Origin of the sequence: Vibrio sp. B1FLJ16, assembly GCF_905175385.1 — a bacterium.
In the GTDB taxonomy this organism is placed as follows: domain Bacteria; phylum Pseudomonadota; class Gammaproteobacteria; order Enterobacterales; family Vibrionaceae; genus Vibrio.
The window spans coordinates 1,554,379-1,580,123 of record NZ_HG992749.1; the positions used below are offsets into that span (position 1 = coordinate 1,554,379).

The following is a 25,745-nucleotide window of genomic DNA, read 5'->3' on the forward strand; positions in this document are numbered from 1 at the left end:
AATTCAATGAATTGTCGTAACAAATTCAAACTAACTGCCATCGCGATGATGGTGGGTTCATCAATGAGCGCAAATGCCGCATTGTATCAAGTTATCGAAGTATCACCTGAGGTAAATGGTGACGTCGTCGATTATCAGACTGCTTACGGTGTTGCTATTCAGCAAGGTGATGTAGAAGTATCAGGCTCTGCAGCAGCTCTTGGCTGCTTTGATTCAGCTGCAGGCTGTACCGAAGAGCAATTTAAGCTAGCTGTTGAGACTCGCACAACACCTTTATCTTCTGGTCAGGCAGTGGACGGTATTAGCTATCGAGAAGAATTGCCATTTGCGATGGACGCTCGTTTTGCGTATGTAGATGATGAAGATGACTTCGAAAGCTACTGTTACTATCACTTGGGCTACAACACTTGTGAGACATGGGCTTCGGTGAACTACGCGCCTTGGCGTCAAGAGTATTATTACAAAGACTTTACCTCCAATGCCTTAGCATTTGTTGAAGGTGATAGTGCAGCTTATGTCAATGAATACAATAATGTCATCAACAGCTTAACTGAAGACGGTCAAGCAGTTGGTAACCAAAGTATTATTGATCCTGATGACTCTTCGAGTTTAGAAACTCGAAATAAAATTGTTGCTCCGGTAGTTCCGGCTGTCGTTGAAACTGATTCAGGCGTTGTTGAAAGTCACGCATGGAAAACAGACGGAACTTTCACTGTAGGTAGTATTTCTCGCTCTGCAACTAATACTAACGGTACGCATCACACCTCTAAAGCGGCAATTTGGGACCAGACGGGCACCGAATCAGAGATATCTTGGGAGACTGATGACTTTGATGAGGACGAGAGACTTGCTCAGGGCAGTATGCGTGACTTTATCGTAGACGGCACCACAGTATACGGTGTTGGTTATAATACATTCGATTCAGATCGCAACCAGTTAAACGCAGCTGTATTTGTCGGGTCTTTGCAATCAGAAACCTCGATTGCAGACGGTGTGACATGGTCAAGTAAAGTAGTTGCTGGTGCGCGCCAACGAGAAGACGGTGACAACATTCACTCGAATTCTCGTTTAACAGGTGTAAACGAAAACTTTATTGGTATCGGTGAGGCAAAGCGCAGTATATCGACATCTGGCGCGTATCCTAATCGTTTATTTATCGTAAGCGATGTTCGTGCTGACTCTTTAAGTGCGACTTACCTAAACTCTGGCATCTTCTTTAGCGGCGCCGGCGGTAAAATGGGCGCTATTAACGCCTACAATGAAATTGTCGGCCAGTTAGATGCAGACTCCACACGTGAAGATGATGGTAAGCCACGTCGTAAACGCGGCTTTATTTACCCATACAACGCAGATAGCTCGGTATCTGAACGTTTATCACTGTTTCAGAATAAAGCATGGTTCTTAGATGACTTGACGAATGGTGATAGTGACGACGATATTTCTGAAGGTAATAACGAATTCCGTATTATCGATGCAACTGACATCAACGATGCTGGGGTTATTTCAGGTACTGCGTTTAAGTGTGCAGGCGGATATAACTCAACCGCTCACAACGCATCTTGTGATGATACTGAAACGGTTGTTGCTGTAAAACTACTGCCACTTGGTGGTAAGACACAGGATGACATTGTCACTCGAAGCGTAGAATCAGAGAGCGCAACACGTGAAGGTGCCGGCCTAGGTTGGTTAGCTTTGACCATGCTTGGTTTGTTTGGGTTCCGCAGAAAATAGTCAAAAAATTTCAATTCAAGCACAGACTCACAGAAATGAGTCTGTGCTTTTTTTATGTCTTGAGAAATTCTCAAACCTGATCGATTCTTGTAGGTGGAGTCATAAAAACTCCATCAAAGTTTCACAAAAACAGAAGCAATTTTTAAATGGATCTGTATGAGGAATTACCTATGAAGAGACAAAAGCGTGATCGCCTAGAACGAGCTCAATCTCAAGGCTATAAAGCTGGGTTGAATGGAAGGTCCCAAGAGGCTTGCCCATATCAACAAGTTGATGCTCGGTCGTATTGGTTAGGTGGTTGGCGTGATGCCAGGGATGAAAAAAACTCTGGTCTCTACAAATAACTCCCACATACAACTATAAGGATTTGAAAGGGCTCTGATAAGAGCCTTTTCTACGTTTAGAGAAAGGTTAAACGAACAAGCACAAAAAAGGCTCCAACTAGGGACGCCTTTAGAATGGTAGAAAGCAGGATCTTAGAAACTTGAAGTATCCTGGAATAAACCAACTTTAAGATCTTTTGCTACGTAGATCTCTTTGCCGTCAACGCATACACGGCCATCAGCCAAGCCCATAACCAGTTTACGGTTTACTACGCGCTTCATATGGATTTCGTAAGTTACTTTTTTCGCTGTTGGCAGGATCTGACCAGTAAACTTCACTTCACCTACACCCAGAGCACGGCCTTTACCTTTTCCGCCAACCCAGCCTAGGAAGAAGCCTACAAGTTGCCACATTGCGTCTAAGCCTAGACAGCCAGGCATTACAGGGTCACCAGGGAAGTGACAATCAAAGAACCAAAGATCCGGAGTAATATCCAATTCCGCTAGAATTAAGCCCTTACCAAAGTCACCTTCCGTTTCTGACATCTTGGTAATACGATCCATCATAAGCATATTAGGCGCAGGTAGTTGTGGGTAACCCGGACCGAAAAGCTCACCTTGGCTCGAAGCTAGAAGATCTTCACGATTATAAGAATCACGTTTGTTTTGCATTATCAATCACTCCAATTTTTGACAGATGCATGTTAGTGAACACGTGTACGCTAAACAACTCCGATCAGTACTAAACAAACCAGTTTTTGATACGCTGCACAATTCCTTCTGCGTGTTCATGTCTTTCAAAGTTTTCAATACGTTCAGCAATTTTTCCAATGATACTGTCGTCTTCGCCTCTGAATGGTTTATCCATCAAGATAGGGATGGCTTCATCGACAGTAGAAACTGCCCAAATATTAAACTCACCATTTTTAATGCTTTCTATCACGCTTTTATGAAGAGCCAGATGCTTGAGGTTAGACTCTGGCATGATTACGCCCTGATGTCCGGTAAAGCCCTGATGCTTGCACACCTGATAGAAGCCTTCAATTTTCTCATTCAAGCCACCAACAGCCTGAACACGACCAAACTGGTCTACTGCACCTGTTACGGCAATCTGCTGATTCACAGCGCACTCAGACAATGCGCTCACTAAACAACACAGTTCAGCGAGAGAAGCACTGTCTCCATCTACTTCACTATAGGACTGTTCGAACACAATGGAAGCAGAATAAGGCAATGGTTCATCAAGATTTAGCTCAGCACTCAAAAATGCTTGCATGATCATCATACCTTTAGCGTGCAGATTACCGCCCAGTTCGGCTTTGCGCTCCACGTCAGATACATCGCCATCACCAAAGTGAATCACACAAGAAATACGTGCAGGCTCACCATACGAAACAGGGTGTCCAGCCATATCAATGACAGTCAAGCCGTTAATTTGTCCTACTTGCTCGCCAGTTGTTTCGATGATCACCTGTCCATCAAGAATATCGTATACGGCACGTTGTGGTAAGTAAGACTCGCGATAGTATTTGTCATCAATGGCATTATCTATTGCATTAAAATCAATAACATCACTTTCACAGTACTGGCTCGCAAGCGACAGTAGCTGACAATGCCACATCACGCCAAGGGGAAGATAATGCTGGTCTTCCATTTCACGCATACCAGCAAGCATGAGTCTTTGATAGGCCTTTTTATCTAAAGCTGGCAGTTTGTATTCACTGCATACCCAGTTCACAAACCCTAAGTAAGCAGCCAGGTTATCCTGAGACAAATGAATGTCTTCTTCAACTTCGGTATACATGCTCAAGCCCGAAGTGAAGTCTTCATCGACATACTCAAGTTCTGCTAACTGACTTCTGTCGCCGGTCACAATAAGCTTTACATCATATGTATTTACAGTAACAGCAGGATCGGCGATGCGGGTAGGGCTCATGTTCATCGGAATAAGTGGCTGCTTTTGAATCACAGACTTAATACTTGGCCAGGAACCAGGGTTTGCCAGAATTAAATTTGCGGGAACCATAAGGTAACCGCCATCCGCTTGAGCGATGAGTCCCGATTCCATCGTAACTTCGCCGTTTTCAGCAATACTGTAACGATCGAATAAGCGCTTTACATCAAGAGACTCGGTTTTAACCACTGGGGAAGAAGCGCTTTGTTCAACCGAAGCACCGATAAAACCACGGTATATCGAGTTATCTACACAATTAATCAGAAGGATACGGGTAAGACCACTGATTTTTGTAAATCGAGATATGCTTGCTGACATACGTGGCTGCAGATCAACAAAAGTTTTCTTTGGTAGTGTCGAAGCAGACTCTAATAATGCTTCGTATTGGTCGAACGAGGGTGTAACGTCTTGCCAGTTAAGTTGGTTCATCAAAATTCATCATAATTCAATCTTGGCGACATTATAGCGAAACGGTCAATAAGTCCCTAGTCCCAATTTGATCAATCACAAAATAGAGAAGATTCAATGTGTAAGAGATAGACAAATGAGTGATCAACCTCGATACTTCTAAGAGATTTATTTGCTGATTTTACTTATCTGGGTTACGCTGTCACTAGATATGGTTTATAGGTCGGAAAGGATGAAATATCAGCAACTTGAAAATTTGGAATGTGGGTGGAAGTGGAACTATCTGATCAAAAAATGGAAAGATGGTGAAGCAATTACACGTCATATTGATTCCAGTGAAGCAGACGCCGCGGTAGCAGAGCTAAGACGCCTTGAACACGAGCCTACTCAGGTTCTGAAGTGGATAGAGAACCACATGTCTGAAGAGCTTGATAACAAGCTTAAGCAAGCGATACGAGCAAAACGAAAGCGTCATTTCAATGCTGAGCAAGTTCATACCAAAAAGAAATCCATCGACCTGGATTACCGGGTATGGGAAAAACTTTCAAACCGGGCAAACGAACTCGGTTGTACGCTTTCTGATGCAATTGAATATTTAGTTTCTGAGGCATCGAGAAGCGAAAAGGCCAGTCAGAAGGTCACTTCCATAAAAGAAGATTTGAATAAGTTGCTATCCAGTTAAGGAGCATTAAATGTTATACGTAATATTGATTGCCGCTGTAGTTATCTTTTGGCTGATTGCTGTTGACCGTCCAGTCCTTAAAGTTTCGTTTGAAAATGGACGTATCAGTAAAGTAAAAGGCCATATTCCTCCTTCTTTCAAACACAACCTGGAAGATATTAGTGAACACAATCCATTTACTGGCGAACTGAAAGTCTATAATCAGCGTACTGGAATGCGTTTGGTTTTCTCTAAAGCAGTACCAAAGAAAACCCAGCAAAGAATAAGAAATGTTTTCCCGCACCAAGGCTTTAAGACGGCAAAAGGTAAGAAGCACGCTTAGCTTACATGCCAATTACTAGTTCATGTTAAATGGGACGCAAATTAGCGTCCCATTTTTGTATTTAACCAACGATAAAATCACTATAGGCTTATGATTTATAGACCTAACCATCCAAATGAAGATTAATTACGTTGTCACTTTACTGGCTCTGATTTTATTGAGTCAGTCAGCCTTTTCTGATGATTCTGAATCTAACCCAGTCGCTAAAAAAATTAAAAAACAACTGCAAAGTAAAGTAAGTAAAAAGTTCGACAACTATCAGGGATACTGTGACGTCATGATAGAAATGGAACACAAAGGAAGTAAAGCTTTAATCAAACGAGTATCAGGGACTGGAGACCAAACTGTTTGTCGTTACATCAAATCGAACTTAAAAGTGGGCAAGCGGTATAGCTACAAATTTCCAGAGAAATACATACGGCTTCATATCTCGACAAATTAGTTTTTATTTTGGAAGTGAGTAACGAATTTATTTATGGACAGCGTAATGATAGAAAGAAAGCAGGGTGCTTTCCAGGGTAGAAACAAGTCCTCAGCGTATAAAGACTTAGTATGGACTGTAGCCACAGCAGCAGATACAACTCTCGATATTACAGGTCAGACCCATCTTACCTTGCAAAAGATAGAACAAAACCTGAAAGAGCTAGGTTCAGACAAAACGAGAATCGTCAGCGCTCAGGTATATATCGCCAACATGTCAGATAAAAACAAAATGGATTCCGTTTGGTGCAAATGGTTGGGCGATTACCCAGAAAACTGGCCGCAGCGAGCTTGTCTCGGCGTAGCATTAGAAGGTGACGTTCTTATTGAAGTTACAGTTACAGCCATAAGAGGTTAAAGTATCTCGACATATAAAAGTCGACCAGCATAGGCTGCTGGTCGAGTATTAATAGCTAAGATAAAGAAGTTTTATTTATTCGCAACGAACAACTTCTTTGCCATCTAGCGCATATCCAACTTTCCAGTTTGATGAAATTTTTACATCTTTAAAGTAAGGACATGCTGTGTATTGGAATGTATATTCGTCAATTTCACCGCCTTTACCACGAGTATAATATTCCTGGTTAAATACGGCTTTATTTTGTTTTAGGAAGTTGTCTTCGTACGTAGTACACTCATTTCCGTAAGCAAAACATTGTTCATTGATTGCATAATCAAAATAGTCGACTAGTTCGTCTGTCTGGCCAACATCATTCTTAAGGCCGATACTTAAACCTTTCTCATGCGCAGTGGTCGCAAGCCATTTATTGTAACTTAGCTGATCAGCTGAGCTGATGTAACCTTGAGTTTCTTCTGTATTTTCAAATCCGTCAACGTTGTCTGGTTCTACACCGTCACATCCATTTTGAGCAGCAAGCTCGATACGCGCCGCCATAATTGGTTTGATGCTATCGTTTAATGCAGTTTGGTTGCTGATGTCTAACCATACTTCACCAGCCCAGTCTTGCATTTCGCCGTTTGCGATCACAGAATCCGCAGAGAAGTCGTTAGCGTCTGGTCGCCAATCTTCACGTGTACCAGCGCTAAAGTAACAGATTACTTTCTTGCCTTGGTTTTTTAGTTTTGAAATTACACCTTGGTCGATGCCATCAAAAAGGTCAACGCCGTAAACTTCTACTTCTGGGTCAATGGTCAGGTTGCTGTAGTTTTCAAGTTGCCACGTCCATGTTGTACCTGGAGCAGGAACCCATCTGCTGCTATCAGTTCCCGTATTGTCAGTGCTATCTGTACCGTCAGTTCCAGTATCTGTACCAGTGTTATCGGTGCTGTCTGTACCGTCAGTTCCAGTATCTGTACCAGTGTTATCGGTGCTGTCTGTACCGTCAGTTCCAGTATCAGTACCAGTGTTATCGGTGCTGTCTGTACCGTCAGTTCCAGTATCTGTACCAGTGTTATCAGTGCTGTCTGTACCGTCGGTTCCGGTATCTGTACCAGTATTATCAGTGCTGTCTGTACCATCGGTATTATTATCAGTACCGGTATCAATAATGATATCGTCTGAAACTAGAGCTATATTAACCGTCGCAGTCGAACTAATACCACCGCTCTTGATAGTATATGTGAATGAGTCTGTCGTTTTAAACTTTCTGTTAGGTGAATAGACTATCTTACCGTTGTTTTTGATACGAGCTTTTCCGCGAGAAGGCTGAGTGACGGTAATCCTTGGGCTTGTAGCATAGGTGTCGTTGCCTAATACGTTGATCGTAGTTTTGGTTATTTCTGTGATTTCAACGTAATCGTTTACAGCAACTAAATTATCTGTTGCAGCAATGGATATACCTGGATTTGCAAATAAATAAAAAGGAGCCAAAACTGCCATACTAAATTTAGTGAGTTGGTTCATTTTATTTTCAGTTCGCGTAAAATTTATTTTTTCAACTTAATACCTATAAAATTGAGTTAAAGATTAAATAACAAAAATAACTTCCCCTGACGAAAAAATTCGCCAAGTAGAAAATAAATTAGATTATTATCTTAAGGGAGGAGGTTAAAGTATTTATTATGTTTGCATGATGTTTTTATATAATTTAACGTACAGCGTATTCATAAACGTATATGAATACGCTTTAATTCATGAAGCGGAATAATGTTACCAGTTAAATTGTTTAAAACTCAAACAAACTAGGTCAATTTAAAGTTAAATTAGTTTTTGATATAAAAAACAGAGTGATATATTACGAAGATGGAGACCAAATGTGTGTTCAAACACATATTGTTAATGAAAAACTTATGAATTAAATAAGAAATTGATTTATATAAACGGCCTTTGTTTAAAACTAAGCGCATATTGGATGAACACCCTAAGAAACTAGTTGATATCAAGGTTATTGATTTCTAGTGTGAATTCAACGAGGCAATTTATCGATTAAGGTTATGTTTCAGCAATGCCTTGAACAGTTGTCTACATTGTTTCTACTCTCGAAAAGCCTATGAACGTTGCGAACCAAACGCTTTAATCCAGCGCGAATAGTAAGGTTATTATTCTCAAATGCGTTGAGTGTAGTACCAACCATAGTTAAATAAGAAAGCATCAACTAAATCTGAAAAAATTGACGAGAAAAACATCGAAACCAGACTATTGGCATTTTACACAGCGAGTAGGGATTCGAACCGTACCTTTCTTCTTAGACCGAAGCGAAACCGTAACTATGAGTTTTTTACTTTAATTAAAAAATATAAATGCAAAATAAGAGTAATTAAAAATGTAGCTTTTAAATCATACTTTTCTTAATGAATCTAATTATATTCCCTAAGTGCTAGAACCAACTGTTTCATGAAGGTTAAATTTAAAAATACACTTCAAATTATTGAAGATTATATCGAATTTCAGAACATTCAATGAAATTAACCAATTTGTCATATTGGAAAGTCAATGGGTTAGATAGCTTGCGAATTTCCGGCCAACTGAATATGTCGTGCAGTTCTTCGGCTGCTTCCCGAACTCTGCGATGCATGTCTTTTAGATAATGAGCGGGCTTGCATAAATAGCGATTAAAATCAGCGATGAAGTAGGGAAGTTACACATTAACTTCTTATATAATATCAATACCTTGCAAGTACATTTCTTTAATTAAGCGATCCTGTAACGTTTTATTTTCCTGTTCCAAACGGCCTTTGGCTTGCGAAGTGTTAGCGTAGATAAGTTCAATACCTAACTCCTTTAACTCTCGGCCATATTGGGTTTGACCAACTTGCTTGTGTTTCTCCTGGTTGACTAGAAAAATCGAGTGCTTATCGCTGTAGAACGCTACTGGTTTACCGAGTTCATTGAGATATTCTATCGTTGTTAGCATGCAATCAAAAGCGGACTCGGTTTCACTAAATCGTAAGTTCATCCAAACCAATCGTGGTGCGAGCCGTCAATTAGGACAAGCTCGCCTAAGCAATCACGTCGGTAACGAGGTTGGTAAACTCGAAGTTTGCGTTTAGCGTGCGGAACCCAAAGTCCGCCGGCGATCATCCATTGGCGAAGAGTCTCTTTAGATACAACGAGGTTGTGTTGATCAGAGAGCTTCTCTAGAGCAAGTGCTGGTGAGAAATCTGAGTAATGCTCGTGAATGATTTTTTGTATGTTAGCTTTAAAGTCTTCAGAGTAACGACAGTTGCTTGGACGGTCATGAGCCGCATGTGTGATCCTTTGAGCCAGAATAACCGCAACATCAACTTGACGTAATCGCTGTTCACGGACGTCAGCCAGAACCTTGAATCGATAAATATCTTTTTCACTCATAGTAATCAACATCTGTTAAAGCCTCAAAAGCAAACAATGTTGTTAATCTTAGGAGGACATTTTAAAGTAGCTAAAACCTGACATTACTAAATTGCTCTAACAGATTTGGTGCGCATTATATGTGTTATGTTAAATACAATATAACGCTACGCCAAATCTTTATAGTTTAGCCTCCTATCCCGCTACTATTTGAATTTCATCTGGGATTTTGAAGCCGTGATTAAACATAATCGCTATTTACCATAAAATACTTAATATAGATCTTAATAATCTATCGATTGTTAAGATCTATATTAAGACTCTTCATTTCCCACAAACATTTGTATGGCTTCGTAAATATCTTGTCGGCGAACTGGTTTAGAAATAAAGCTGTCCATCCCAGCTTCCAAGCATTTGTCCCGATCACTTTCTAAGGCATGAGCCGTCAAGGCGATGATCGGTATGGTTATTCCTCTTCCTCTAATTAGACGAGTTGCAGTGATGCCATCCATTACTGGCATAGACACGTCCATTAATATCATATCGATAGTTTCATCGTGATTTTCTAAGAAAGATAATGCTTCGGCTCCATGACTTGCGATATGGACATTGTGACCCAGTTTGTTCAGGATTAATTTGATAACAAGTTGGTTTGAATGCGTGTCTTCTACGATTAATAAGTTTAGTGTTTTCGTAGGCCCGCTCGTTTCAAATTTCACTGGTCGATTTTGACTAAAACGGGTTAAAACTGGAATCCGGATGATAAAAGATGAACCTACGTGTTCTTCACTTTCTACAGAAATAGTACCACGCATCATTTCTACTAAATGCTTTGTGATAGCAAGGCCTAATCCCGTGCCACCGAAACGTCTGGTTATCGATCTGTCACCTTGGTGAAATGCCGTAAAGAGTCGAGATTGTTTGGACTTGGAAATCCCAATCCCCGTATCAGATACGGAAATAACCAGCTCATCTTTCTGGTCTAATACCGAAACATTCACGGTACCGCTATCAGTGAACTTAATAGCGTTTCCTATCAGATTAAATAGAATTTGAGATAATCTTGTCGAATCGATCCAATACTGTTTGTCGGGTGCTATTGTACATTTAAGATGAAATTCGAGATTTTTGTTTTTAGCTACTTGTTTTTGTTGATAAATTACAAACATTACAGTGTCACTTAAATTGATCCACTGTTCATTTAGCTGAAAGCTCCCCGATTCTATTTTGGATAGATCGAGTATGTCACTGATGATGGCGAGGAGAAGCTCTGCTGAACATTCCATTTGACAGAGTGCTTCGAACTGCTCATTTGATAATGTTGATTGCCTAAGGATGTCTAGCATACCCAAAACAGAGTTGAGTGGCGTTCGGACCTCATGGCTCATCATCGCTAAAAATTCAGATTTCGATTGGTTGGCCAGTTCGGCTTCTTCGCGGGCTCTGGCAAGCTGCGTGGTTCTAACATCAACAATACGTTGTAACTTTTCTTTCGTTTCAATATCGATAACAGCACGTTCAATCAGTGGACGAAAACGCCTAAGAGTCTCTTTGTTTTCAATACTAAAGTGCCCTTTCTGTGCACCTATCAACAAGATGATGCTCTGTGTTACTTCAGAACGTATCCCAGTCATAATTACTGAATTCACATGACTCTTAACGAAAACATTTAAGTTAGAGAACTCATCTAGTCTCAATGGTTCGAACAACAGAATACATTCGCCGTTAAGGGCTCGCTCCATTGTGTTACCCTGTAACCATTTAACTTTATCGAATACCCTATTGGTTGAAATTAAGGTTTTGAATGTTTGTCTGTTCTCATCGCGAGAGATAACGATAAAGTCTTCAAAATTGATGTACTTTTTTAAGACTGTCCTTAGTCCGGTGAAAATCTCATTTCTATGTCTGGCTTCACTCATCGCCGATATTGCAGAGAGAATTGCTTTGTTTTCATCTGCTAATAGCTTTTCCCTCTGCTTTGCCTGTTGGAGTTCAACCAACGCTTCTTGCAGCGCTTCCTGCTGGTACGTATCTAAATATTTATCTTTCATAAGGTTTATGGAATATCGCCGATGAGATCATTAGATTCCCATGTCCGTTTTCACCACCGATAAATCGTCCTTGTTCCCCGAACGTAAACGGGCAAATAAATGGTAGGGAATCAAGTTCTTGGTTGATTTGTTCACAAACGCTATTCATGTCCTGCTTTAAGTGCAACATAGGACCGGCACAAAATATGTTGATAACACCAATTTTTCGAGACTCTTCTAACTTTTGGTTGAATGCGATGTTTACTACTTTCGCAGCTCGAGCCAATAGATGTTCGCGATTCCCTTTCATCAAAGTAAGTTCATCACCTTCATCAATATTCGTGAAGAGTTCGATTCCACCTTCTTTAGTCTCTCGTATAGGGTGAGATAGTTTATAGTAAGGCCTGTCGTAAAGGTAACCAGCGATTCTACCGAGTGGATAAGCACTGGAATTAGTAAATAAAAACGGGTCTTTATCTTTTTGATTGTATTGATGATTTGTCCATTGCCGATAGCGTTCTAATGCGGGTACGCCATCAATTTCCAGAAGACATCGGCCTTTCGTTTTAGTCGCAGTACCTTTGATGTTGGTAGGCGAATGTCCTGCACTAAAAGCTACATCGACATGTTGAGAGGAATAGAACAGTGTGAGGCTTACTCCATCTCGGGTATGTCCTTGAGTGGTAATGACTGACCACTTCCCAACGATGTTATTGTCTGCTGCAGAACCACCGATGATTGGTATCAGAGTGCCAAACCTTTCATCCACAGATTCGATAATAGATTCTTCCTGTCCGGGCGTCGCGTGAAGAAGAATTAAGTCAGGCGCTTCCCCTATTCTATTTGCACTCTCAAGGGCCATATCCAACGCCTCCATAACCCCTTCGCTTTGAGCGTTTTGGGAAATCCCAGTCCCGTACGCATGCGGGCCCGGATCATAGATAGCTAAAACAGCAATGACAGGACCGGAATGAAATCCTTGGTCGGTCATTACTGCCTGACAAGAGCTGGAGCCATGGAAAGGAATGCCAGGAAACTGTTCTAAAAGTGCTGAACGAATGACTTCACAGTCGTACTCTTCAGTGTAATAACATACTAGGTATGCCAGGTGATTTGAGGCCAGTTCTGAGCGTAGCGCTTTAACGGCTGTATGTTCATCGGTGATATGAGTAAAAACTGATTGGCACTGCATACGCTTATATTATTAATTTTGACTATATTGTTATACCACTACACCTCATTACCGATAAGCAACAAGGCAAGGTTTTCTGAAAGAAGTTCTAATTATCGTGCGGTATATCCTATTTATAGCTGAACGCTCACAGTACTTTTATTTATTTTCAGGTTAATTATTTTGTTGTTTGAGATGGATTTCCATTCGAATAATTGATGTTTATTGTTAGCATTTATAAATACACCAGATTGATCCAGATCAATTTTTAGACTGCTACTTTTTGGTGTTTCGATTAAAATTCCATTCGTATTACGATTAATTGTAATTATCTCACCTGAAATTGTTACATCGCATCGTTCTTTTTGTGAACAGTCGAATCGACCAGGCGTCTCGTGCGTAAAGGTTCGCCAGAAAAATGCGACGACCAAAACCACGAGCATGATTAAGATTTGTGCGAGTCGCGCCTTTGTTAACTTTTGTGCCGGCATAATTACCAATATCCTTGTTACAAACTTCAAACTTTTTAAATAAAAACTGGGTTCCCTAGCTCCAATAAGGTTACTACCCTGTCATTGAATTGTTAATTCGAGTATAGTGTCGGCCTGAAAATACCACTTTTTATTAAAGTCAGCGATAGGAATAAAGTGATGATAACACTTAGTTTCTAAAGTTTACTTGGGTGGTATTACGACGCAAGTCGTGTTGGAAGTAAAGTGTAGTTAATTAGAAATTGGAAGCATGCAAATGAGCCAAGTAAAGCAGCTTGAACAAAACTACAACTATACAGTCGTTCGCCAATTTACCCTTGTGACCATTTTATGGGGCATAGTTGGTATGGCTGTTGGTGTTTTGATTGCCGCTCAATTAGTTTGGCCACAGCTAAACTTTGATACGCCGTGGTTGACGTACAGTCGTTTACGTCCGCTGCATACTAATGCGGTAATTTTTGCGTTTGGTACTAGTGCCCTGTTCGCAACATCTTATTATGTTGTTCAGCGTACGTGTCAAACACGTCTTTTTGGTGGCCCACTCGTTGCCTTCACCTTTTGGGGTTGGCAAGCAATTATTCTGTCAGCAGCACTGACTTTACCTATGGGGATGACCTCAGGTAAAGAGTATGCTGAGCTGGAATGGCCTATTGATATCGCAATCGCGATTGTATGGGTTTCATACGCAGTGGTGTTCTTCGGAACGTTGGTAAAACGTAACACGTCCCACATTTATGTGGCGAACTGGTTCTTCGGCGCGTTTATCATCACCGTAGCAGTACTTCACATCGTGAACAGCATGGCTGTCCCTGTTTCGTTGGGTAAATCTTATTCGATTTATTCCGGGGCTGTGGATGCAATGGTTCAATGGTGGTATGGACACAACGCGGTAGGTTTCCTTCTAACCGCTGGTTTCCTGGGTATGATGTACTACTTTGTCCCTAAACAAGCTGAACGTCCTGTTTATTCTTACCGTTTATCTATCGTTCACTTCTGGGCTTTGATCTCGCTGTACATTTGGGCAGGTCCACACCACCTTCACTATACTGCTCTGCCAGACTGGACTCAGTCTCTGGGCATGGTGATGTCACTGGTTCTGTTCGCTCCATCTTGGGGTGGTATGATCAACGGTATCATGACGCTATCTGGTGCTTGGCATAAGCTTCGTTATGACCCAATCCTACGTTTCCTAATTGTTTCATTGTCTTTCTACGGTATGTCTACCTTCGAAGGCCCAATGATGGCAATCAAGACAGTAAACGCACTTTCTCACTACACAGACTGGACCATTGGTCACGTTCACTCTGGTGCTTTAGGTTGGGTTGCGATGGTTTCTATCGGCTCAGTTTACCACTTGGTACCTCGTCTGTTCGGCCAAGAACGTATGTACTCTGTTGGTTTGGTCAACGTGCATTTCTGGTTAGCAACAATCGGTACGGTTCTATATATCGTAGCGATGTGGATCTCTGGTGTAATGCAAGGCCTGATGTGGCGTGCAGTTAACTCTGACGGCACACTAACTTACAGCTTTGTTGAGTCTGTAGAAGCATCATACCCGTTCTACTTTGTACGTTTCTTGGGAGGCTTCATCTTCCTGTCAGGTATGCTTCTAATGGCATTCAACACGTACAAAACTGTTACTGCGCCAAAAGAAAGCCTTAAGGCTATCCCGCATCCGGCATAAGGAGATTTAAAGAATGAGTAATAATTCTAATAATCGCCATGAAATCCTAGAACGTAATGTCGGTTTGTTGGCTATTTTCATCGTTTTTGCTATTAGCTGGGGTGCTCTTGTTGAGATCACTCCTCTGCTTTTCCAAAAACAAACTACTGAGCCTGTAGAAAACCTGCGCGCTTATACTCCTTTAGAAATGGAAGGTCGTGATATTTATATCCGTGAAGGCTGTACTGTTTGTCACAGCCAGATGATTCGTCCTTTCCGTTCTGAAACTGAGCGTTACGGTCACTACTCTGTTGCCGGTGAAAGTGTTTGGGAACACCCATTCTTATGGGGTTCTAAGCGTACTGGTCCAGATTTGGCTCGCGTAGGCGGTCGTTACTCTGACGAGTGGCACCGAGTTCACTTGATTGATCCACGTGAGTTGGTTCCTGAATCAAACATGCCGGGTTTCCCTTGGTTAGCTGAGAACGTATTAGACGGTAAACTAACCCAGAAGAAACTTGAGCTATTCCGTGATCAGTTTGGTGTTCCATATACCGATGAACAAATCGCGAATGCGACTAAAGAAGTAGAAGGTAAAACAGAGATGGATGCAATCATCGCTTACCTTCAGTCTCTTGGTCATGCAATGAAGTAAGGGGGAGTTATGGATTTCGGTACGATTCATAGTGTTTATACCGTTGTGCTCTTCGCTAGTTTTATTGGCATCGTTTGGTGGGCATTCAGTAAGAAGCGTAAAGCACGCTTCGAAGAAGATGCTTACTTGGTCTTTGCCGACGAAGAACAGACTACCCCACATAATCAAGGAGTGAAGAAGTAATGACTACATTCTGGAGTCTCTGGATTATCGTGATTACTATCGGTACGCTAGTGGGCTGTGCAATCCTCCTGACTTGGTGCTCTAAAGATAAAATGGGCGTTGAGGAAGGAGCTGACATGGGCCACGAGTACGATGGTATTCGCGAGCTAAACAACCCGCTACCTAAGTGGTGGACATACCTTTTTGTTAGTACTTTCGTATTTTCTGCGGTGTACTTAGCTCTGTTCCCTGGTCTGGGTAGCTTTAAAGGCTTCCTAAACTGGGAAAGCTCGGCTCAAGAAGTTCGCTCTCTAGAAGAGTCAAAACAAGCCATTGCTGCAGCACAAACGAACAAACAGCTTAACCAATACGCTAAAGAGCTGGATGATGCAGATGCTTACTTTGGTGAAGCATTCCGCAAACTTGCGCATAACGAAAACGGCTTACGCCCTGTTCCTGAAATTGCTCAAGATCCTGAAGCACTTAAAGTTGGTCAACGTTTGTTCTTGCAAAACTGTTCACAATGTCACGGCTCAGATGCTCGTGGTCAGCAAGGTTTCCCTAACCTGACTGATGACGCTTGGCTATATGGCGGTGAACCGCAAGCAATCGTAACTACCATCATGCATGGCCGTGTTGGCCAAATGCCTGCATGGAAAGATGCGCTTGGTGAAGAAGGCGTTCAAGAAGTGGTTAGCTACGCGCTGAGCCTTTCTGGACGTAAAGTGAATGCTCGTGAAGCAGCAGCAGGTAAAGCTCGCTTTGTTGTATGTGCAGCGTGTCACGGTACAGATGGTAAGGGTAACCCAGCAGTTGGTGCACCTGACCTGACTGACCAGGATTGGCTGTTTGGTGATTCACGTGCAGCTGTTACTGAAACTGTGATGAATGGTCGTTCGGGCGTTATGCCAGCTTGGAAAGATATTCTGGGTGAAGACAAGATTCAGCTCGTTGCATCATATGTCTGGAGTTTAAGCAACTCCGAGAATAAGTAACCAGTCTATTTAGTAACATAGCAATAACAGCCCCTTTCATAGGGGCTGTCTTTCCTTTAAATTTAAAGCCTCCTATTTTTTCATTTAGCTGTTGAGAACATTTTTATGGTAAAGCCTTGGTATAAACAATTTTGGCCGTGGTTCCTGATCATCTTGCCACTTACTGTTATCTGTTGGACGGTCATTACAGTGGTCATTTTCTCGAACAACTCTGTTTCTTTAGTTGCTGAGGATTACTATAAAAAAGGTAAAGGTATTAACATCGACATCAGTAAAATGAATGTCGCTCGCGACCTGAGTCTTAACGCTAATGTTTCTTCTGAAAGTAATACGGTTGTAATTCACTTTAACAAAGGTGAATTACCTCATTATCCTGCTTTAACAGCGACATTTACCCATCGCACGCTTCCTGATCGCGATTTTTCTAAATTACTGACAGCAGACGCTTCTGGTAATTACCGAGTCACACTAGACCACGAAATCATCGGTCCTTGGTTTGTTGAATTACAACCTCACGACAAGCATTGGATGATCCAGGGTAAAGTTGAATTCCCGGCCGCTGACACACTTTTAATGAAGTAATCCTATGAGCAAATCCTGTTATCACTGCGGTGAAGATGTACCAGCCAACACGGATTTTAAAGTTGAAATACTCGATGAAGTTCGTGAAATGTGTTGTCCTGGTTGCCAAACGGTGGCGCAGACTATCGTAGATAGTGGCTTGGTCTCTTATTATCAGTACCGCACCGCTCCTGCGGAAAAGGCTGAACTTGTTCCGGAACAATTGCAGGCACTTATTCACTACGATAACGAAGATGTTCAGTCGGAGTTTGTACGTAATCGAGACAACGTTTCTGAAGTGACGCTTTCTTTAGAAGGCGTATCCTGTGCTGCGTGTGCCTGGCTGATAGAAAAGCAAGTCTCCGGCACAAAAGGTATGGTTTCTATTCGAGTAAACACGACTACTAACCGCGCATTATTAGCTTGGGATAAAACACAAGTCAGGTTGAGTGAACTGCTCTCTGTAATTCATAAACTGGGTTATAAAGCGGCGCCATTCGAAGCAGACAAGCAAGAAGCGTCTTACCATCGGATGATGAAGCAATACCTATATCGTCTGGGTATTGCGGGCTTAGCAACCATGCAGGTCATGATGCTGGCCGTTGCCTTGTATCTTGAAGTTTTCGGTGATCTGGAGCCGGAGTTCAAGAGTTACTTTCGTTGGGTTAGTTTGATATTCGCAACACCGGTTCTGCTCTATTCAGCACTTCCCTTTTACTTAAACGCTTGGCGCAGTATCAAAGGGCGAACATTAGGGATGGATGTTCCAGTCTCCATAGCTCTCGTCTTTGCGTATGTCGCCAGTTTGGTCGCGACAATTACAGAGCAAGGTGAAGTCTTCTTCGAATCAATTTCGATGTTTACCTTCTTCTTACTTGTAGGTCGCTTCTTAGAGATGCGAGCTCGCCGTAAAGCGGCAGCTGCAAGTGGTAACCTGCTTAAGTTGATTCCAGCTATCGCTACGACGTTAGACGGCGAGCAAATCCCTGTAAAAACACTTAAAATTGGCGATCGTATCCGCGTGCTTCCTGGTGAACATATTCCAGCAGATGGTAAGGTGATTTCCGGGCGCGTACATATCGATGAATCGATGTTAACCGGCGAGTCAGTCCACGTAGTGAAAAAAGAAGGCGATGCCGTTTACGCTGGTACTTTAAACGGTGACGAGTCATTCGAACTTGAAGTGCTCAGTTCCAAAGCAGATTCAATGATTTCAAACATTGTACGACTTCAAGATGAAGCCCAGCATTCAAAACCAAAAATTGCTGAAATTGCAGATGTAGTCGCGCGTTACTTTGTTGGTGTAATTCTGATTATCTCTGCAGGAACCTGGTTCTATTGGCATCAGACAAAGCCCGATGATGCTTTCTGGATAATGCTGTCTGTACTAGTCGCAACCTGCCCGTGTGCTCTATCTTTAGCTACACCAACGGCACTGACGTGTGCGACTTCGCGGATGGGTAATTTTGGAATATTACTGCGTAAGGGTCATGTTTTTGAAACTTTGTGTAAAGTTAATCACCTCGTCGTAGACAAAACAGGAACGCTGACCAAGGGTGATATCGAAATTAGTCATACAAGCGTATTTGGTCAGCTTTCTGAAGCCAAATGTCTCTCAATCGCGGCTGCTTTAGAAGCTCACGCAAACCACCCAATCGCACGTTCATTTTTGGGTTACTCAGACGATGAGATTTCAGTTTCTGATGTGAAAAATATCATCGGCTCAGGCATAGAAGGTATGTGGGGTGACAAAGTTGCCAGAATTGGCAGTGCCTCCTATGTCATCGGCGAAAACCGTGAAGAAAGTAATGCTGTGTATCTGTCTTTAGGTGGCGAACACGTTGCTACGTTCTACTACCGCGATCCTATCCGTAAAGAAAGTCAGGCATTCATTCAGCGCTTTGCACAGGCTGGTATAAAGACAACGTTGCTTACTGGTGATTCAATCCAAAACGCCCAACCTGTTGCGGATGAGATCGGTATTGACCATGTTATTGCTTCGGCCAAACCAGAAGACAAACTTGCATACCTGAAGAGTTTGGACAGCGATGACATTACCATGATGGTTGGTGATGGTATTAACGACGCGCCTACCCTTGCTGGTGCCCATCTTTCGGTAGCAATGGGCGGAGGGACAGACGTAGCTAAAGCCTCTGCAGACATGACACTACTGGGTGATAATCTGGAGAAGCTTTTGGAAGCCAGAGAACTTGCTCTACGTACCCGAAAAATCATCCGTGAAAACTTGGCTTGGTCTTTGGGCTACAACCTGTTAATTTTGCCACTGGCGGTTGCAGGTTTGGTTGCCCCGTATATTGCCGTTGTTGGTATGTCAGCAAGCTCAATCATCGTAGTGTCTAACTCTTTACGCTTACTGAAAGAGAAATAAATAGAGAAAGCTAACATGGAAAGTATTTATATATTAATCCCCATCGCTATTGTTCTGGTCTGTGTTGCGGTCGCTATTTTTCTCTGGGCTGTAAGAAGTGATCAGTTTGAAGATCTTGAGCGTCAGGGACATAACATACTTCTGGACGAAGAAGACAAGACAGATAACAAAAAATCGTAGTATATCCCTATATGAATTCTGATTTTATCGGTGCGCTAATGATCGGATTGGTCGGGTCTGGTCATTGCATTGGCATGTGTGGCGGTATAGCCTCTCTACTCTCTATGGGGGCACAGCAAAACAGAACTTCGCCGCTTATCCCTTTATTTTATAATTTAGGTCGTTTAGCCAGCTATGCGTTAATAGGAACAATCGTTGGGGGAGCTATTTCTGGACTGACTGAACTAAGTGGACTAACTCAATCATTTGCCTGGTTACGCTTGGTCGCAGCAATGTTCATGATTTTAGTTGCTCTTTATATCGCTAAATGGTGGCAAGGCCTGCTCGCGATTGAAAAACTTGGTCAACATATCTGGAAGTTCATCTCCCCTTCCGGGAAGCGTTTATTACCTCTAAAAAGCCCTTTGCATGCATTACCATTTGGTTTCATTTGGGGCTGGTTACCATGCGGTTTAGTTTACTCTGCATTAACCTGGTCCGCAGTCTCCGGTAGTGCTGAGACCGGCGGAATGATAATGCTCGCCTTTGGAGCCGGAACGCTTCCATCTATGCTTGCAGTTAGCTATGGTGCGAACTACTTCCAAAAATTACAAAAGTCATTAATATTTAGAAATATCTCGGCATTAATTTTAATTGGCTACGGCGGGTATACTGCTGTCGGAGCCATGCAACTGCTTGGTTTTATATAACTACAAACTCTATGGCGATGATATTTTTGCTATCCTTTAGGATTAAGCAATGCTAAAATCTTGATGTATATCAAATAGTGAAAGGTTGTTATGATTTCTGAAAAACCTGCAACAAAGCGTGTCCAATCAGGTGGTTGTGCGATTCACTGCCAAGACTGTAGTATCAGTCAGTTGTGTATTCCATTCACTCTGAATGAGTCGGAACTTGACCAGCTTGACCAAATCATTGAGCGTAAAAAGCCTATCCAAAAAGGCCAAGAGCTTTTTAAAGCAGGTGACGAGCTTAAGTCTCTTTATGCTATCCGTTCTGGCACCATTAAGAGCTATACAATCACTGAGCAAGGCGACGAGCAAATCACAGCATTTCACTTAGCCGGTGACCTTGTAGGCTTTGATGCTATCACTGGTGATTGCCACCCTAGTTTCGCTCAAGCACTTGAAACTTCGATGGTGTGTGAGATTCCTTACGAAATCTTAGACGACCTGTCTGGGAAAATGCCTAAACTTCGTCAGCAAATCATGCGTTTGATGAGTAATGAAATCAAAGGCGATCAGGAGATGATCCTGCTTCTTTCTAAGAAGAACGCTGAAGAGCGCTTAGCTGCATTCCTTTACAACCTGTCTACGCGCTTTTCTCAACGTGGCTTCAGCCCTAGAGAATTCCGTTTAACCATGACTCGTGGTGATATCGGTAACTACTTAGGTTTGACAGTTGAAACTATCAGCCGCCTTCTGGGGCGTTTCCAAAAGTCTGAGATACTAAGTGTAAAAGGTAAATATATCACTATCTTAGATCACGATGCGCTGATGGAACTGGCTGGCGTAACGAAAGAGTAACCTCTCCTTTTATATAGATGTGGCTTTATACTGAGCCACATCATATTTCTCACAAAATCCCTTCGAAAGTCCTCAAAAACTTCTTCAAACTGAGCTACATTAAAATTGTACGGTGAGTACTCCAATATACTGATTTGCTTTATATTCAGTAGTTGGTCTTGCAAGATAGGTGGGCTTAGTTATGAGTATATACAGTAAGATTCTAGTTGTTGCAAACATCAATAGTGATGAACAACCGGCACTCGCAAGAGCAGTTCAGTTAGCTCAAAAAAGTGTATCCAGAAGCCGAATCACTTTTTTTTCTATCCATCTATGATTTCTCGTATGACATGACATCAATGCTGTCGATTGATGAAAGAGATGCGATGCGACGAGGCGTTATTCACCAACGCGAACAATGGATGCAAAAAATCGCTCAACCATACTTAAACGACAGTTTTGATTTTGATGTATGTGTGGTTTGGCATAATCGTCCTTACGAAGCGATTATTGCTGAAGTGTTTTCCGGGGGGCATGACCTTTTGATTAAAGGTACACGTAAACATGATGTACTAGAGTCCGTCATTTTTACGCCCACAGACTGGCACCTGCTTCGTAAATGCCCTATTCCTGTACTTCTAATCAAGAATGCGGATTGGCCAGAGCAAGCAAATATTATGGCTTCTGTTCATATCGGCTCAGAAAACCCGACCCACATCGATCTGAATGACTCCATGGTTGAACGCTTACAAGAAATCTCTAATCGTCTTGATGCCAAACCGTACCTGGTAAATGCTTATCCGGTCACTCCTGCCAATATCACGATTGAGTTACCTGAATTTGATCCGACAACATACACAGATGCAGTCCGTGGGCATCACTTAACTGCGATGAAAGCACTGCGTCAAAAGCACGGCATGGATGAAGAGCAAACCATCGTAGAGCAAGGCTTACCAGAAGATGTTATCCCAGCCGCTGCAGAACGTCTCAATGCGGCAATGGTCATTTTGGGAACCACTGGACGTACAGGTTTGTCTGCCGTCTTTATTGGTAACACTGCGGAGCATGTCATAGATAAGATTAACTGCGACGTTCTAGCATTGAAACCAAAAGGCTACATTAGCCCGCTTGATCCTAACACGGCAACTTAACTCAGACTTTTCGAATCGAATATAATCACTCATCGAGAGGGAATATTCAGATAACAAAAAGGAAGGCATTGTAGCCTTCCTTTTTCATTGTGTTTTCAATTAGATGTTAGTCACATCAATAAACATAGACTCATCTATGTTTGTTGAAGACACAACCGCTTCACTAAACTCGTACTCTTCACGGTTGCCTTCTCGATCAAGCGGAAGGTTTACAAAGTCAAACAGCTCTCTGTCAGCTAATTGACTTGGGCTAACGTTCTGAATCGATTTGAAGATAGCTTCAACACGACCAGGTGTCTTCTTATCCCACTCGATCAGCATTGCTTTGATGGCTTGGCGCTGAAGGTTTTCTTGTGAACCACATAAGTTACAAGGAATTATTGGGAAGTCCTTGTGCTCTGCATATTTGATCAGATCTTTTTCGCGGCAGTAAGTCAGCGGGCGGATAACAACGTTACGGCCATCATCAGAACGTAATTTCGGTGGCATAGCTTTAAGACGAGAACCGTGGAACATGTTGAGGAACATGGTTTCTACGATGTCATCCATATGATGACCTAGTGCCAGTTTGGTCGCACCAATCTTCTCAGCGAAAGAATAGAGCGTACCACGGCGTAGACGTGAGCATAGGCCACATGTAGTTTTACCTTCTGGCACTTTCTCTTTAACAACCGAATAAGTATCTTTATCAACGATATAGTAAGGAATATTCAGCGTCTCAAAATACTCTGGAAGAATATGTTCAGGGAAGCCAGGTTGCTTCTGATCTAAGTTTACTGCCACCACTTCGAATTTAATTGGTGCAGCCTTTTGAAGATTCAACAGGATATCAAGCATCGCGAACGAATCTTTACCACCACTAATACATGCCATAACAACATCACCGTCTTCGATCATGTTGTATTCAGTAATGGCATTTCCAACATGTCTTCTTAAACGTTTCTGAAGCTTGTTGAATTCTAGGGTTTCTTTTCTTGTATCTTTCTGGTTCATTGCGGGCTCTCACATCGCCGATAAAATCGACAGTAGGACTTCCTAACGTGGTTTTCTTTGGGGCGTGGATTATACGGTCTTTTTACACAGGATTAAATGTTTGTATTGATTGAGTCTGTATAAATCTTCAGATTTGTTTCTACTGAACGAGAAAGAGCCGCTAATGCGGCTCTGGTGTGATGTTCTTATAACTTATTTAGCATTTGGCAAGTAAGGCAGAACTCTTGTCGTGACTTCAGGAAGACTCATATAACCGCCCTCACCAATCTCACTCAACGCTACTTGTACTTTACCATTAACAATCTCTTTTTGTGTTCCGTTAGAGAAAGTGATGTGACTATTAAGCCCGTTGGCAAATTCCATCGTTATACCCTGAACTTCAGGGGTAAACCAACTGGCAAACATACCACCTAAATCTTCAAGCATGCTCTGCATTTGAGGCATTAACGGGGCAAGTTGTTCGTAAGGCACATTACCCTGTAACGGCTCCTTAGTCAGAACAACTAAAGAGTAATCACAACGGGTGTCCATAGGCGTTTGAACAAACACCAAAGGGTTCGCCGACTTAAGGTTTTTATCGACTGGTAGTGGCAACTCTTTCGATGCTGGAATTACGAACTCTTCATAGTGCTCTTCTTTTTCCATCCAAGCTTTTTCAATATCACAAAGCTGCTTAGTGTCTGCATTAACGAAAAATACGCCAACTTTTACATCATCGTGACCTTCTTTCGTGTTGTTTTTGAGCTGAGTGTATAGCTTCGAATATGTGAACATATATTCTTGAGCGTGTGTGATGGGAGCTGCCAACATCAGAGCAGCACTACCAAGTATGCTTAGGCTTAACTTCTTCATTCGAACCATTATTTTAGTTTCTTTCGTTATGGTAAATCTGTGACCATATGTCATCAGCACGCTGATTTACGCATCAAATGTCTGAGACTGACCATCGTGACCGTTATCATTGTCATTTTTTTGTGTCGTTACCACTTTTAGCTTGATGCCGAACATTTCGCGGTAAAGAATCCCTTTCATATGAAAGAAGAATGGCAGAACAAAAATGAGACCAATTCCGTAGAACATTGCTGCGACAATAAACATAAGCATTACACCAAGATAAAGCGTCGCTACCACAAAGATTTTTTTGTTTACTGCTCGCAGTGATAACAACAGCGATTGCATAGGTGGCACTCGTTTTTCACAAATCAGCAAGATAGAGTGACTGAATGCTAAAGAAAGATATAACGATAGTGGAGCGAAAAGCATCCCAACAATACCCTGAAGCATTAGACTCATTAGCGTTGCTAGAATGACCGGAACCGTAAACTGCAGTCCCTTACCTACATGTCGAAGTTTGGTCTTTAAACCTGCAATATGGCTCATTGCCATCATGCTGATCCCGGCGTAAATCGGAGCACTGATCACTTCATAGCTAAAGTTCGCAACATAAACAGCAGATACGATGTCATTTGAGAAACTATCCGGATTTTGTATCGCATCTAAAATTACGCTTGGGTCACCCAACTGAAGTTGTAGCGCAATGTAAAAAATGCCTACCTGAACCAAAAGCAAAACGATAATGGCTGGAGAAAAAGACAAAAAGTGTTTAATGGTCGTATGCCAGGCCTCACTAAAAACAGCGCTGGCTTTTAGCTTGTAGTCGCCAGACAAAGCTCGCTCTACACTTCCTCCAAGGTTGAAGTCATTTTCAAAATCGTTGTTCATATATTATCCAAGATTAACTTGCGAAATTTTCACTGGAGTACCAGCTAATTAATGTGCCAGACATTATAAAGAAAACTTCACAAGTCTAAAATCATAACCGTTGCTTCTACCTTGCAATATTCATCATTTGGTTGATAATTAGCCAATCACAAGGCCATGAAATTGAAAGTAATTATTACAGGGCTCAGAACGTTACAAAACTCTGTTTAAATTCCAATTAATCTCGTAAAAACAGTATGGTAACGAACGAGTACTTTTACCCGCAAAATTATTTCTGTCTTAGGGTAAAAAAATGCTTTGATTTCACACTTTTGCTGATTATGATGCGCGCCTAAAATGTGAATGATTAATACCAAGTCACAGTAAATATGTGCTCCAAAATGGTGGGGAAAAATGCTCAAGAACAAGAAATATTTTTCGATGAGTAGTTATCTTACTATCAAAAAC

26 protein-coding genes and 1 pseudogene are annotated in these 25,745 nt (G+C 41.9%); 16 read left to right on the plus strand and 11 right to left on the minus strand.

Annotated elements, in window-relative coordinates; genetic code table 11:
• The first annotated feature begins 6 nt into the window (after positions 1-6).
• The gene (locus KHN79_RS07000; protein ID WP_182007831.1) at positions 7-1,731 is read left to right on the plus strand and encodes a DUF3466 family protein; all 1,725 of its coding nucleotides are present in this window, start codon (positions 7-9) and stop codon (positions 1,729-1,731) included.
• A 170-nt stretch (positions 1,732-1,901) separates the two neighbouring features.
• Entirely contained in the window at positions 1,902-2,075 is a 174-nt protein-coding gene (rmf, locus tag KHN79_RS07005; protein ID WP_014231881.1) for a ribosome modulation factor, read from the plus strand.
• Positions 2,076-2,207: 132 nt separating this feature from the next.
• Here the strand turns inward: rmf and fabA are convergent, their stop codons facing one another.
• The gene (fabA, locus tag KHN79_RS07010; protein WP_182007830.1) at positions 2,208-2,726 is read right to left on the minus strand and encodes a bifunctional 3-hydroxydecanoyl-ACP dehydratase/trans-2-decenoyl-ACP isomerase; all 519 of its coding nucleotides are present in this window, start codon (positions 2,724-2,726) and stop codon (positions 2,208-2,210) included.
• A 70-nt stretch (positions 2,727-2,796) separates the two neighbouring features.
• Positions 2,797-4,437, minus strand: a complete 1,641-nt coding sequence (locus KHN79_RS07015; protein WP_182007829.1) for a Lon protease family protein — start codon at positions 4,435-4,437, stop codon at positions 2,797-2,799.
• A 211-nt stretch (positions 4,438-4,648) separates the two neighbouring features.
• Between KHN79_RS07015 and matP the strand changes: the two genes are divergently transcribed.
• The 4 genes from matP (at position 4,649) to KHN79_RS07030 (ending at position 6,258) form a co-directional block, all read left to right on the plus strand.
• Positions 4,649-5,098 (plus strand): macrodomain Ter protein MatP, encoded by a 450-nt coding sequence (gene matP, locus KHN79_RS07020; protein ID WP_182007828.1) that lies wholly within the window; start codon positions 4,649-4,651, stop codon positions 5,096-5,098.
• A 10-nt stretch (positions 5,099-5,108) separates the two neighbouring features.
• Complete coding sequence (locus KHN79_RS07025; RefSeq protein ID WP_182007827.1) at positions 5,109-5,420, plus strand: DUF3634 family protein; 312 nt, start codon at positions 5,109-5,111, stop codon at positions 5,418-5,420.
• 115 nt (positions 5,421-5,535) lie between these two features.
• The gene (locus KHN79_RS21595; protein ID WP_244812538.1) at positions 5,536-5,862 is read left to right on the plus strand and encodes a hypothetical protein; all 327 of its coding nucleotides are present in this window, start codon (positions 5,536-5,538) and stop codon (positions 5,860-5,862) included.
• Positions 5,863-5,907: 45 nt separating this feature from the next.
• The gene (locus KHN79_RS07030) at positions 5,908-6,258 is read left to right on the plus strand and encodes a RidA family protein (RefSeq protein WP_182007826.1); all 351 of its coding nucleotides are present in this window, start codon (positions 5,908-5,910) and stop codon (positions 6,256-6,258) included.
• A 75-nt stretch (positions 6,259-6,333) separates the two neighbouring features.
• On the opposite strand, the gene KHN79_RS07035 is transcribed toward KHN79_RS07030, so the two are convergent.
• The 6 genes from KHN79_RS07035 to KHN79_RS07060 form a co-directional block, all read right to left on the minus strand.
• Positions 6,334-7,764, minus strand: a complete 1,431-nt coding sequence (locus tag KHN79_RS07035; RefSeq protein ID WP_182007825.1) for an endo alpha-1,4 polygalactosaminidase — start codon at positions 7,762-7,764, stop codon at positions 6,334-6,336.
• Positions 7,765-8,953: 1,189 nt separating this feature from the next.
• Positions 8,954-9,256 (minus strand): hypothetical protein, encoded by a 303-nt coding sequence (locus tag KHN79_RS07040; RefSeq protein WP_182007824.1) that lies wholly within the window; start codon positions 9,254-9,256, stop codon positions 8,954-8,956.
• The gene (locus KHN79_RS07045) at positions 9,253-9,663 is read right to left on the minus strand and encodes a hypothetical protein (protein WP_182007823.1); all 411 of its coding nucleotides are present in this window, start codon (positions 9,661-9,663) and stop codon (positions 9,253-9,255) included. The genes KHN79_RS07040 and KHN79_RS07045 overlap by 4 nt, the downstream gene beginning before the upstream one ends.
• 281 nt (positions 9,664-9,944) lie before the next feature.
• Positions 9,945-11,681 carry an ATP-binding protein gene (locus KHN79_RS07050; protein ID WP_182007822.1) on the minus strand — a complete coding sequence of 579 codons (1,737 nt, stop codon included), beginning with the start codon at positions 11,679-11,681 and terminating at the stop codon, positions 9,945-9,947.
• Entirely contained in the window at positions 11,671-12,852 is a 1,182-nt protein-coding gene (locus tag KHN79_RS07055; protein ID WP_182007821.1) for an FIST N-terminal domain-containing protein, read from the minus strand. Before KHN79_RS07055 ends, KHN79_RS07050 begins: the two co-directional genes overlap by 11 nt.
• 113 nt (positions 12,853-12,965) lie before the next feature.
• Positions 12,966-13,322, minus strand: coding sequence for a hypothetical protein (locus KHN79_RS07060; protein ID WP_182007820.1), 357 nt, complete (start codon positions 13,320-13,322; stop codon positions 12,966-12,968).
• Positions 13,323-13,578: 256 nt separating this feature from the next.
• Between KHN79_RS07060 and ccoN the strand changes: the two genes are divergently transcribed.
• From ccoN to uspE, 10 genes and pseudogenes are all read left to right on the plus strand, one after another.
• Positions 13,579-15,006: a cytochrome-c oxidase, cbb3-type subunit I gene (gene ccoN, locus KHN79_RS07065; RefSeq protein ID WP_182007819.1), complete on the plus strand. Its 1,428-nt coding sequence runs from the start codon at positions 13,579-13,581 to the stop codon at positions 15,004-15,006.
• A 13-nt stretch (positions 15,007-15,019) separates the two neighbouring features.
• Positions 15,020-15,640, plus strand: coding sequence for a cytochrome-c oxidase, cbb3-type subunit II (ccoO, locus tag KHN79_RS07070; protein WP_182007818.1), 621 nt, complete (start codon positions 15,020-15,022; stop codon positions 15,638-15,640).
• 9 nt (positions 15,641-15,649) lie between these two features.
• On the plus strand, positions 15,650-15,823 hold the full coding sequence (locus KHN79_RS07075; RefSeq protein ID WP_182007817.1) for a CcoQ/FixQ family Cbb3-type cytochrome c oxidase assembly chaperone: 174 nt from the start codon (positions 15,650-15,652) through the stop codon (positions 15,821-15,823).
• Positions 15,823-16,797, plus strand: coding sequence for a cytochrome-c oxidase, cbb3-type subunit III (ccoP, locus tag KHN79_RS07080; RefSeq protein ID WP_182007816.1), 975 nt, complete (start codon positions 15,823-15,825; stop codon positions 16,795-16,797). Before KHN79_RS07075 ends, ccoP begins: the two co-directional genes overlap by 1 nt.
• 105 nt (positions 16,798-16,902) lie before the next feature.
• Positions 16,903-17,379 carry a FixH family protein gene (locus KHN79_RS07085; protein ID WP_182007815.1) on the plus strand — a complete coding sequence of 159 codons (477 nt, stop codon included), beginning with the start codon at positions 16,903-16,905 and terminating at the stop codon, positions 17,377-17,379.
• A 4-nt stretch (positions 17,380-17,383) separates the two neighbouring features.
• Positions 17,384-19,747, plus strand: a complete 2,364-nt coding sequence (locus tag KHN79_RS07090; protein ID WP_182007814.1) for a heavy metal translocating P-type ATPase metal-binding domain-containing protein — start codon at positions 17,384-17,386, stop codon at positions 19,745-19,747.
• A 15-nt stretch (positions 19,748-19,762) separates the two neighbouring features.
• Positions 19,763-19,927: a cbb3-type cytochrome oxidase assembly protein CcoS gene (gene ccoS / locus KHN79_RS07095; RefSeq protein ID WP_182007813.1), complete on the plus strand. Its 165-nt coding sequence runs from the start codon at positions 19,763-19,765 to the stop codon at positions 19,925-19,927.
• Positions 19,928-19,938: 11 nt separating this feature from the next.
• Positions 19,939-20,616, plus strand: a complete 678-nt coding sequence (locus KHN79_RS07100; RefSeq protein ID WP_182007812.1) for a sulfite exporter TauE/SafE family protein — start codon at positions 19,939-19,941, stop codon at positions 20,614-20,616.
• Between the two features lie 90 nt (positions 20,617-20,706).
• On the plus strand, positions 20,707-21,453 hold the full coding sequence (locus KHN79_RS07105; RefSeq protein ID WP_182007811.1) for an FNR family transcription factor: 747 nt from the start codon (positions 20,707-20,709) through the stop codon (positions 21,451-21,453).
• Positions 21,454-21,634: 181 nt separating this feature from the next.
• A pseudogene (gene uspE / locus KHN79_RS07110) lies at positions 21,635-22,583 on the plus strand (universal stress protein UspE).
• Between the two features lie 99 nt (positions 22,584-22,682).
• On the opposite strand, the gene ttcA reads toward uspE, so the two are convergent.
• The 3 genes from ttcA to KHN79_RS07125 all read right to left on the minus strand — a co-directional run bounded on the left by ttcA (position 22,683) and on the right by KHN79_RS07125 (position 25,298).
• Positions 22,683-23,576: a tRNA 2-thiocytidine(32) synthetase TtcA gene (gene ttcA / locus KHN79_RS07115; protein WP_182007809.1), complete on the minus strand. Its 894-nt coding sequence runs from the start codon at positions 23,574-23,576 to the stop codon at positions 22,683-22,685.
• Positions 23,577-23,768: 192 nt separating this feature from the next.
• Positions 23,769-24,428 carry a DUF2987 domain-containing protein gene (locus tag KHN79_RS07120; protein ID WP_182008286.1) on the minus strand — a complete coding sequence of 220 codons (660 nt, stop codon included), beginning with the start codon at positions 24,426-24,428 and terminating at the stop codon, positions 23,769-23,771.
• Between the two features lie 66 nt (positions 24,429-24,494).
• Positions 24,495-25,298 carry a hypothetical protein gene (locus tag KHN79_RS07125; protein ID WP_182007808.1) on the minus strand — a complete coding sequence of 268 codons (804 nt, stop codon included), beginning with the start codon at positions 25,296-25,298 and terminating at the stop codon, positions 24,495-24,497.
• Positions 25,299-25,745 lie beyond the last annotated feature (447 nt).